Source organism: Streptomyces odontomachi (assembly GCF_024435355.1).
Lineage (GTDB): Bacteria > Actinomycetota > Actinomycetes > Streptomycetales > Streptomycetaceae > Streptomyces > Streptomyces odontomachi.
The window spans coordinates 25713-33417 of record NZ_JAMJWG010000044.1 but is presented as its reverse complement, the minus strand read 5'-3'; the positions used below and the strand labels follow the sequence as shown (position 1 = coordinate 33417).

Sequence of the window (7705 nt, the reverse complement as noted above, 5' to 3'; positions counted from 1 at the left end):
GCGGTCACGTGAACGGTTCCGGGCACCCGGACGAACGGCGTAGCCACACCGCACGGTCACGTGAACGGCACCGGGCACCCGGACGAACGGCCTAGCCGCGACCCACGGTCACGTGTCCGGGTGACAGATCGCCGCGGGGAACCCCGGATGGCGTACCCGCGACCGTTTCGTTCGTTGCGGTAGACGATGCCGCTGGCTACGTTCTGTAACGCCTGAAATCCATCGAATCGTCCCTGACGGGTCGACCTTCCAAAGGATCACCATGCACAGAACCCGCACTTCCATCGCCAAGGTCGTCGGCGTAGCCCTGCTGGGCACCGCCTTCGCGGCCCTCGGGACCAGCGGTGCCCAGGCTCTGCCTCTCGTGCCCGGCGTTTCGGTCGCCGACGGTGCGTTGCAGAACAGCCCTCTCTCTCCGGTCCGGCAGGAATCCACCCCGGGCAACTCGTCCACGCAGCAGGAGCAGAGCACCGCGACCGCCACTGTCGCGGGCATTCCGCTCTCCACCACCGGCGTGCCGACCGGCCTGGGCGGCTGACCGCACCGCGTCATCGGTGTGGAGGGGCGGACGGGGCACCCCGTCCGCCGGTCGCCTGCCTGGTGAGCCAGACGGCTCACCAGGCTTGGCGGGCGTGCTTCTCGTCGGGGAGCAGGATCCACAGGGCGATGTACAGCAGGAACTGCGGCCCGGGGATCAGGCAGGACACCGCGAAGGCGATCCGCACCGTGTTCGGGGGGATGCCGAAGCGGTGGCCCAGGGCGGCGCACACGCCGGCGATCATGCGGTCGTCCGTGGGGCGAACCAGGGCGGCGGTCATGAGGACTCCTCTGTTGAATGATGCGACTTCGGAGGATTCGGAAGCGATGCGCCCAGATGCGTCCGTAATGTTCGCTTTCGACCTCTTGTCCTTCCACGGTACGGCGCCGGCCGTACCCCTGACGTCGCTCTACGGTGCGATGCGCACCCTGGGGATCGTCCGGGTCGCACCCTGAGAACCCCCGTCGGGGCGGCCGTCCGTCGCCGGCGCGTTCTCCGGTGGATCGGTCGGTTGCCGGCCCTCAGGGGGGACCTCGGGGTCGTGGGACTTGCGCCGCAGCCACGCACGGGCGGCGGGGACCACCGCCAGGTGGGCGACCGCCACACCGAGGGGGTTGAGCAGCAGCGAGTCGACGTCGACGACCTGGCCCGGCACCCCGGTCTGCACCAGCTCGATCCCCAGGGAGAGCAGCGCCGCGACCGCGACCGTTCGCACCAGGGAACCGAGCAGGGACACCTGGAGACGACCGCCGACCAGCGGCAGCAGGACGCCCAGCGGGGCCAGCAGCAGCGTGCCCTCGCCGATGTGCACCGTGGCCTCGCGTGGCCCCAGGGCCAGGGCGGCCCTTATCCCGTCGAGCGGGTGGAGATTGGCCGGACTCACCCAGGGCACGTCCAGGGGCCGCAGCGTGAGCCAGCCGACGATCAGCAGATGCACGGCGAGGAGGATGCCTCCTGCCGCGCGGTAGCGGGCCGGTGCTTGACCGCCGCGGGAGCCTTGACGCTGCACGATCCGAAGGACGCACGGTGTGGTGCGGACGGTTCCGCCGCACCCCGTCGGGACGCCGGCCGAGGGCTCAGCCGGCGTCCACGGACCGGCTCGGCGGGGCCGTGGTGCCGGGGCGGGAGATGACCTCCGGGGGGCAGGTGTAGCGGCGCAGCGGCTCCGGCTCGGGACCGGCGAGGATGACGGCGCCGTCTTCCTCGGCGGCCGCGGAGTTCGCCAGCGTGCAGACGATCTGCGCGAGCGCGTACGCGTTCAGGTCCTGTACCGGCGTACCGAGCCGCAACCGCACGGGCTGGTCGGCCGGGCCGCTGCCGCGCACGGTCGTGCCGCCGCGCAGTTCCGTGGTGTAACCGGCCTGCCGTTCCGGCGTCGGCGGTCGTAGCTGGAGCTGGTCGAGCAGTGCCTGTGCGATCGTCACCCGGCTGTCCAGGCTGTCGTTCGGAATTCCCACGCTGCGGTCCACCGTCACCAGCTGCGAGGCGCACACCAGGAAGATCTGCACGGGGACGCGCTTGCCCGACCGGGCCTCGACGGTGGGCCGGGGCAGAGTGCAGGACGCACGCGACGGTGCGGGCCCGAAGTCCGTGGGCACCGAGGTGGCACGTATCCCGCATCCGGTCGCCAGCACGACGAGCAGGAGGGGCAGGGAGACGCGTCCTGCCCGCCGGCTGGCCGTGCCCGTCCGCTCCCGCAGGGTGCCGGTCCGCTCGCGGACGAAGTCCGCTATCCGGTCCCGGCTGGATCTCGGTACCCGCTCCCGGCCGAAGCCCGGTCCCCGGCGCCGGCCTGCCCGGCTCCGCTCCCGGCCCCCGCCCGGCGCACCGTCACGGCCGCGCACCCTCATCACGTGTCCCCCTCCGCGTCATCCGTGCCCGCCGCCCGCGCACCGCCCTCCGGCCCGTCGACGACGTCCTCCGGCCGGTCGCCGGTGTCCTGGACCTTCTCGGCGCCGGTCATCGACTTGCCGGAGGCGTCCTGGCCCGGTCCGCTGCCGGTCTTCGGCTGCGCCTCGGTGCCGTGGTCATGCCCGGTTCCGGCCGCTGCCGCCGCATCGTCGCCGGCACGCCGGCCCCGGGTGGCGCCGGCGCCGGTGCTCCGTCCGCCGGACTCCGTTTCGTTGCCGCGCTCGTCCGGTGGCATGGTGTGGCGCGGCAGGCGCAGGGTGAAGACGGCGCCGCCGTCCGGGGCGTTGCCCACGGTGATCTGGCCGCCGTGGATGTGCGCGTTCTCCTGGGCGATGGACAGCCCGAGGCCGCTGCCGTCGGAGCGCGGCCGGGAGGCGCTGGCCTTGTAGAACCGGTCGAAGACATGCGGGAGCACCTCTTCGGGGATGCCGGGGCCGTGGTCCCGCACCGCGATGACCACGTACTCCTCGTCCGCGGCTGCCACCACGTCCTCGTCGCCGCTGGAGCCGTACACCGCGCCGCCGGAGCCGTACAGCACACCGCTGGACTGGGCGCCGTAGCGTGGCGCCGTGTCGCGGTGCGCCGGGTGTTCCCGACCGCTCGGGGCGCCCCGCCGTTCCGTGCGCACGGCGACCCTTACGGGTGAGCCGCCGTGCTTGAGCGCGTTCCCGATCAGGTTGGCGAGGATCACGTCGAGGCGGCGCGGGTCGATACGGGCCATGATGCCGCGCTCCGCGTCCAGCTCCACCGCGTCCAGCCAGGCGCGGGCGTCGATGCAGGCGGTGATCTGGTCGGCGATGTCGACGTCGTCGAGCACCAGCCGGGCGGTGCCCGCGTCGAAGCGGGTCACCTCCATCAGGTTCTCCACGAGGTTGTTCAACCGCCGGGTCTCGCTGACGACCAGCCGTACCGCGGGCTCGATCATCGGGTCGATGCCGCCGGTCTCGGCGTCCAGCTCCTCCTCCAGCACCTCCGTGACGGCGGTGATCGCGGTCAGCGGGGTGCGCAGCTCGTGCGACATGTCGGCGACGAAGCGGCGCGAGGCCTCTTCGCGCCCGCTCATCTCGGCGACCCGCTTCTCCAGGGACTCCGCCGCGCGGTTGAAGGTCCTGGAGAGCTCGGCCAGCTCGTCGGTGCCCGACACCCGCAGCCGGGTGTCCAGCTTGCCTTCGCCGAGTCGTCGCGCGGCCACGCCGAGCCGGTGCACGGGCTTGAGCACGGTGGTCGCGGCGGCCTGCGCGAGCAGCGCGGCGCCGACCAGTGCGAGCGCGGTCGCGATCCCCAGCGACCAGGCCAGCGAGTCGAGGTCCTTCGCCTCCGGCTCCAGGGACTTGAGCATGTAGCCGGTGGGCCCGCCGTCGATCACCCTCGCGCCGCCCACCAGGTAGGGCGTGCCGTTCCGGACGATCCGCTGCCAGAACACGTGGTACGGGTACTTGTTGTGCGAGGTGATCGCCTGCCGCTGGGTCACGGTGGACCGCAGCGAGGTCGGCAGGTCGGAGGGCGTGAAGCTGCCCGGGGCCGAGGAGCCGGTGATGGGCGTGCCCTGCTCGTCCTGGGCGACCAGCAGCACGCTGAAGTGCTGCCCGCTGTCGGCCATGACGTTGGCGGTGTGCTGGAGCTCCGCGGAGGTCGGGTGCTGCGACAGCATGCTGGCGTGCGCCTGCATCTCCCCCCGGAAGTCGTCCAGCGCCGCGTCCTGCGTACGGGTCAGCACCGCCTCGCGGTTGAGCCAGTACGCGATGCCGGAGGCCGACACGGCGGCGGTCAGCGCCACCAGACCGAACACGACGACCAGCCGCAGCCGCAGGCTCGTGTTCCGGCGACGGCGGCGCCAGAGCGGACGCCAGCGGGTGAACCGCCGGGGCTTGCCCGCTCGTCGCTCCGCGGCCCGGGTGTCCCGTGCGTCCGGTTCGTTTTCCGGGTCGTGGCCGGCCGGGCCCTCGTCCTGGTCCGCTCCCGGCCGGTCGGCCCGGCGGATCTCGTCCCGCAGTTCGGTCACTGAGGCGTGTCCAGCCGGTAGCCGACGCCGCGCACCGTGCGGATCAGGGTGGGGGAGGACGGCACGTCCTCCACCTTCGCGCGCAGCCGCTGCACACAGGCGTCCACCAGCCGCGAGTCGCCCAGGTAGTCGTGCTCCCACACCAGGCGCAGCAGCTGCTGGCGGGAGAGTGCCTGACCGGGCCGGCGGCTCAGCTCCAGCAGCAGACGCAGCTCGGTGGGCGTCAGTTGGAGGTCCTCGCCGTTCTTGGTGACCGTCATCGCGGCCCGGTCGATGACCAGGTTCCCGAACGTCGCGGAGTCGTTGGCCTCCCGTTCGCCGCGGCGCAGCACTGCCCGGATCCGGGCGTCGAGCACCCGGCCCTGCACGGGCTTGACCACGTAGTCGTCGGCGCCCGACTCCAGACCGACGACCACGTCGATGTCGTCGCTGCGCGCAGTCAGCAGGATGATCGGTAGCTGGTCGGTGCGCCGGATCCGTCGGCACACCTCAAATCCGTCGATTCCGGGCAGCATCACATCCAGCACGATCAGGTCCGGCCGTTGCTCGCGTAGCAACTTCAGGCCGTCCTCGCCGGTGGCGGCGGTGGCCACACGGTGCCCCTGGCGCGTCAGCGACAGCTCCAGGGCCGTGCGGATGGCGTCATCATCCTCGATCAGCAACAGGGAAGGCACAGACGCCATTCTGACCTATGGGGCGGTGCGGTTTCGACTGTTGTACCGCTCCCAGTCCCCTGCGCACCCTTCTTACCCCTCTCACCTGCACCGCCGTGGCCCGCTGCCGACCTGACCAGAGCCGTGGGACAGGCGGTACGTGAGACGGATCACCGGTACGACTCGGCTGTTTCCCCTCTCCCGCGTTCGAACCGGCGAATAAGGGGAACTGGGCAACAGCCACTCCCAGGCACCCGGAGTGGTCGCCGGTGCACGGCGTGTACGCGACGAGATCGGGAACGTCGGCACGGCGCAGGCCGCGGCGGACGGCTCCCCCCGAACTGCCGACGGGACGACCCATGGATCGCTACAGACCCGCCGCCGTGAAAGCGGCGTGCGACAATCCGGACGGCGGTACGGCCGCGCAGACGGGACAGGGGAGGTGGAGTCGGTGAGGCGGACCATACGGGCCGACGTGGAGCTGGACCGGGATGCGTTCATGCGCACCCTGGTACGCGAGCTCGCGACCTCCCTGGAGTCGGTGGTGGGCCTGGAAGAGGCCTCGGGCTACATATCGCTGGTCGGCCAGTCGGTCGGCGAGCAGATCAACGCCTCCTACACCGCGGCCCTGGGCATCGAGCGGTTCAGCCGCGAGCAGGTGGCCGAGGTGCTGGTCGACCTCAAGCAGCGGATCAAGGGCGACTTCTACGTGATCTCCGTGGACGAGGAGAGGATCGTGCTCGGCAGCCGCAGCTGCCCGTTCGCGGAGAAGGTGCTCGGGCGCGAGTCGATGTGCATGATGACGTCGAACATGTTCGGTACCATCGCCGCCCGTCACCTGGGCTACGCGCAGGTGGAGTTGCAGGAGACCATCGCGCGGGGCGCTGCGGGGTGCCGGGTGGTGGTGCACCTCGCGCCGCAGCAGGACGAGGCCGTTCAGGAGCGTGGCCGGGAGTACTACGGCGAAGTGTCGCAGGAGGATGCTGCGACGCCGGGCGGTTGAGATGAGCGAGGCGCTCTTCGGAGCCATCGCCAAGCTGTTGCCCCACCCGCTTGTCGTCTGCACCGTCTCGGGGCGCGTGCTGGTGGCGAATCCGGCCGCTGCCCGGGCCGCCGACTGCCTGCGCAGGGGCGCGGAGTTGACGCGGCTGTCCCTGCACGGACCCGAGCTGCGCGATCGGTTGCGGCAGTTCGCGCTCAGCGGCCATCCGTTGCCGGGTGTCCTGGTGGTTCCCGACAAGGACGGGGAGACGGTGCGGTTCCGCGTGCACGGGGCGCGCGCCGCCTGGTGGGAGGGGCCGGAGACGGCGGTGCAGCTGTTCCTGTGGCCGCTGAAGTTCGACCGGTTCGTGGCCCTGAGCGACCAGCTGCGCCTTCAGGAACAACAGATCGTCCACCGGCGGGCGATGGCCGCCGAGGAGCGCAAGCTGCTGACCGCCGAGCAGCAGGCGCGTGAACAGATGCAGCGCCTCTACCGGCTCACCGCCGCACTGGCCGCCGCCGGCAACCTCCAAGAGGTGTGCGAGGCGGTGCACAAGTGCGCCCCGCAGGTGCTGGACGCCAGCACGGTCGGCCTCGAACTGCACAGCCAGCGCATCGTCCCGCCGCTGAACCCCCAGGAGAAGCCGGCGCTGCCCGCCGTCGGGTTCGCCGACCTGGACGCACCGAAGGCGTCCACGGCCGTCGACCGGCCCTTCACAAGGGTGCCGTTGGTCGCCGAGGGGATCACCCTCGGCTACCTGTGCGCGACGCCGGCCCCGGTCACCCGGTGGGACGACGAGCGTGCCACCGCCGTGGCGTTGCAGATCGCCCAGGCGGTGCGGCGCGCCGGGCTGTTCGAGCACGAGCACCGCCTCGCCGAGCGCCTCCAGCGCAGCCTGCTGCCGGACCTTCCGGAGGTGTCCGGCCTCGACATCGCAGGCGGTTACGCCCCCGGCACGCACATGGTCGACGTCGGCGGCGACTGGTACGACGTACACCTGCTGGACGACGACACCATCGGCCTGACCATCGGCGACGTCGCCGGCCACGGAGTGGCGCAGGCCACCTCCATGGCACAGATCAGCACCGCGTTGCGCAGCATCGCACGGCGCAGCGGGCGGCATCCGGCCGCGGTCCTCCAGGAGCTGAACGACTTCCTCGTCACCTACCACGAGTGGCTGATGGCCACCGCCTGCTACGCCGTCTACCGGCGCTCCACCCGCACGCTGAGCTACGCCCGGGCCGGCCATCCGCCCCTGTTGCTCATCGGGCCCGACGGCTCCGGCCGCTACCTGGAAGACGCGCTGGCGCCGCCGCTGGGCCCGGTCGGTGAGGTGCACTGGGTCGAGGCGGAGGTCACCATCCCGGAAGGTGCCGCCCTGGTGCTCTACACCGACGGTCTGGTGGAGCGCCGCGGCGAGATCCTCGACGTCGGCCTGGAGCGGCTGGCCCAGCTGTCCCCGACCACCGTCGGCCTGGACGCCAAGGAGATCTGCGCGCTGCTGCTGCACCAGCAGCCCGAGGCCGAACTGCCCGACGACCGGGCGCTGCTCGTGGTCCGCTTCCCCGCCTGACCGTCGAGCCCGGGTGACCGTCGACGCCCGGCTGGCGGTCGAGCCC

The 7705-nt window shown here is 71.8% G+C and carries 8 protein-coding genes; 3 read left to right on the top strand and 5 right to left on the bottom strand.

Annotated features, from left to right (window positions below; all coding sequences use genetic code 11):
• Nucleotides 1-262: 262 nt before the first annotated feature.
• The gene (locus NQO67_RS42030; protein ID WP_255955890.1) at nt 263-538 is read left to right on the top strand and encodes a hypothetical protein; all 276 of its coding nucleotides are present in this window, start codon (nt 263-265) and stop codon (nt 536-538) included.
• Between the two features lie 76 nt (nt 539-614).
• Here the strand turns inward: NQO67_RS42030 and NQO67_RS42025 are convergent, their stop codons facing one another.
• The 5 genes from NQO67_RS42025 to afsQ1 all read right to left on the bottom strand — a co-directional run bounded on the left by NQO67_RS42025 (nt 615) and on the right by afsQ1 (nt 5125).
• Entirely contained in the window at nt 615-818 is a 204-nt protein-coding gene (locus tag NQO67_RS42025) for a PspC domain-containing protein (protein ID WP_255955888.1), read from the bottom strand.
• 129 nt (nt 819-947) lie between these two features.
• Nucleotides 948-1547 carry a VanZ family protein gene (locus NQO67_RS42020; RefSeq protein ID WP_255955887.1) on the bottom strand — a complete coding sequence of 200 codons (600 nt, stop codon included), beginning with the start codon at nt 1545-1547 and terminating at the stop codon, nt 948-950.
• 67 nt (nt 1548-1614) lie between these two features.
• Nucleotides 1615-2388 (bottom strand): hypothetical protein, encoded by a 774-nt coding sequence (locus NQO67_RS42015; RefSeq protein ID WP_308295753.1) that lies wholly within the window; start codon nt 2386-2388, stop codon nt 1615-1617.
• Nucleotides 2388-4259: a sensor histidine kinase gene (locus NQO67_RS42010; RefSeq protein ID WP_305126939.1), complete on the bottom strand. Its 1872-nt coding sequence runs from the start codon at nt 4257-4259 to the stop codon at nt 2388-2390. Before NQO67_RS42010 ends, NQO67_RS42015 begins: the two co-directional genes overlap by 1 nt.
• 188 nt (nt 4260-4447) lie before the next feature.
• On the bottom strand, nt 4448-5125 hold the full coding sequence (gene afsQ1 / locus NQO67_RS42005; RefSeq protein ID WP_255955886.1) for a two-component system response regulator AfsQ1: 678 nt from the start codon (nt 5123-5125) through the stop codon (nt 4448-4450).
• Nucleotides 5126-5555: 430 nt separating this feature from the next.
• On the opposite strand from afsQ1, the gene NQO67_RS42000 reads away from it, so the two are divergent.
• Both NQO67_RS42000 and NQO67_RS41995 read left to right on the top strand, forming a co-directional pair.
• Nucleotides 5556-6107 carry a methanogen output domain 1-containing protein gene (locus NQO67_RS42000; RefSeq protein ID WP_255955884.1) on the top strand — a complete coding sequence of 184 codons (552 nt, stop codon included), beginning with the start codon at nt 5556-5558 and terminating at the stop codon, nt 6105-6107.
• Nucleotide 6108: 1 nt separating this feature from the next.
• Nucleotides 6109-7659, top strand: a complete 1551-nt coding sequence (locus tag NQO67_RS41995) for a PP2C family protein-serine/threonine phosphatase (RefSeq protein ID WP_255955883.1) — start codon at nt 6109-6111, stop codon at nt 7657-7659.
• The last annotated feature ends 46 nt before the right edge of the window (nt 7660-7705 follow it).

Excerpts from the sequence above, each read along its gene's own strand:
- NQO67_RS42030 (WP_255955890.1), top strand. The coding sequence starts at position 263 with ATGCACAGAACCCGCACTTCCATCGCCAAGGTCGTCGGCGTAGCCCTG.
- NQO67_RS42015 (WP_308295753.1), bottom strand. The coding sequence starts at position 2,388 with ATGAGGGTGCGCGGCCGTGACGGTGCGCCGGGCGGGGGCCGGGAGCGG.
- NQO67_RS41995 (WP_255955883.1), top strand. The coding sequence starts at position 6,109 with ATGAGCGAGGCGCTCTTCGGAGCCATCGCCAAGCTGTTGCCCCACCCG.
- NQO67_RS42025 (WP_255955888.1), bottom strand. The coding sequence starts at position 818 with ATGACCGCCGCCCTGGTTCGCCCCACGGACGACCGCATGATCGCCGGC.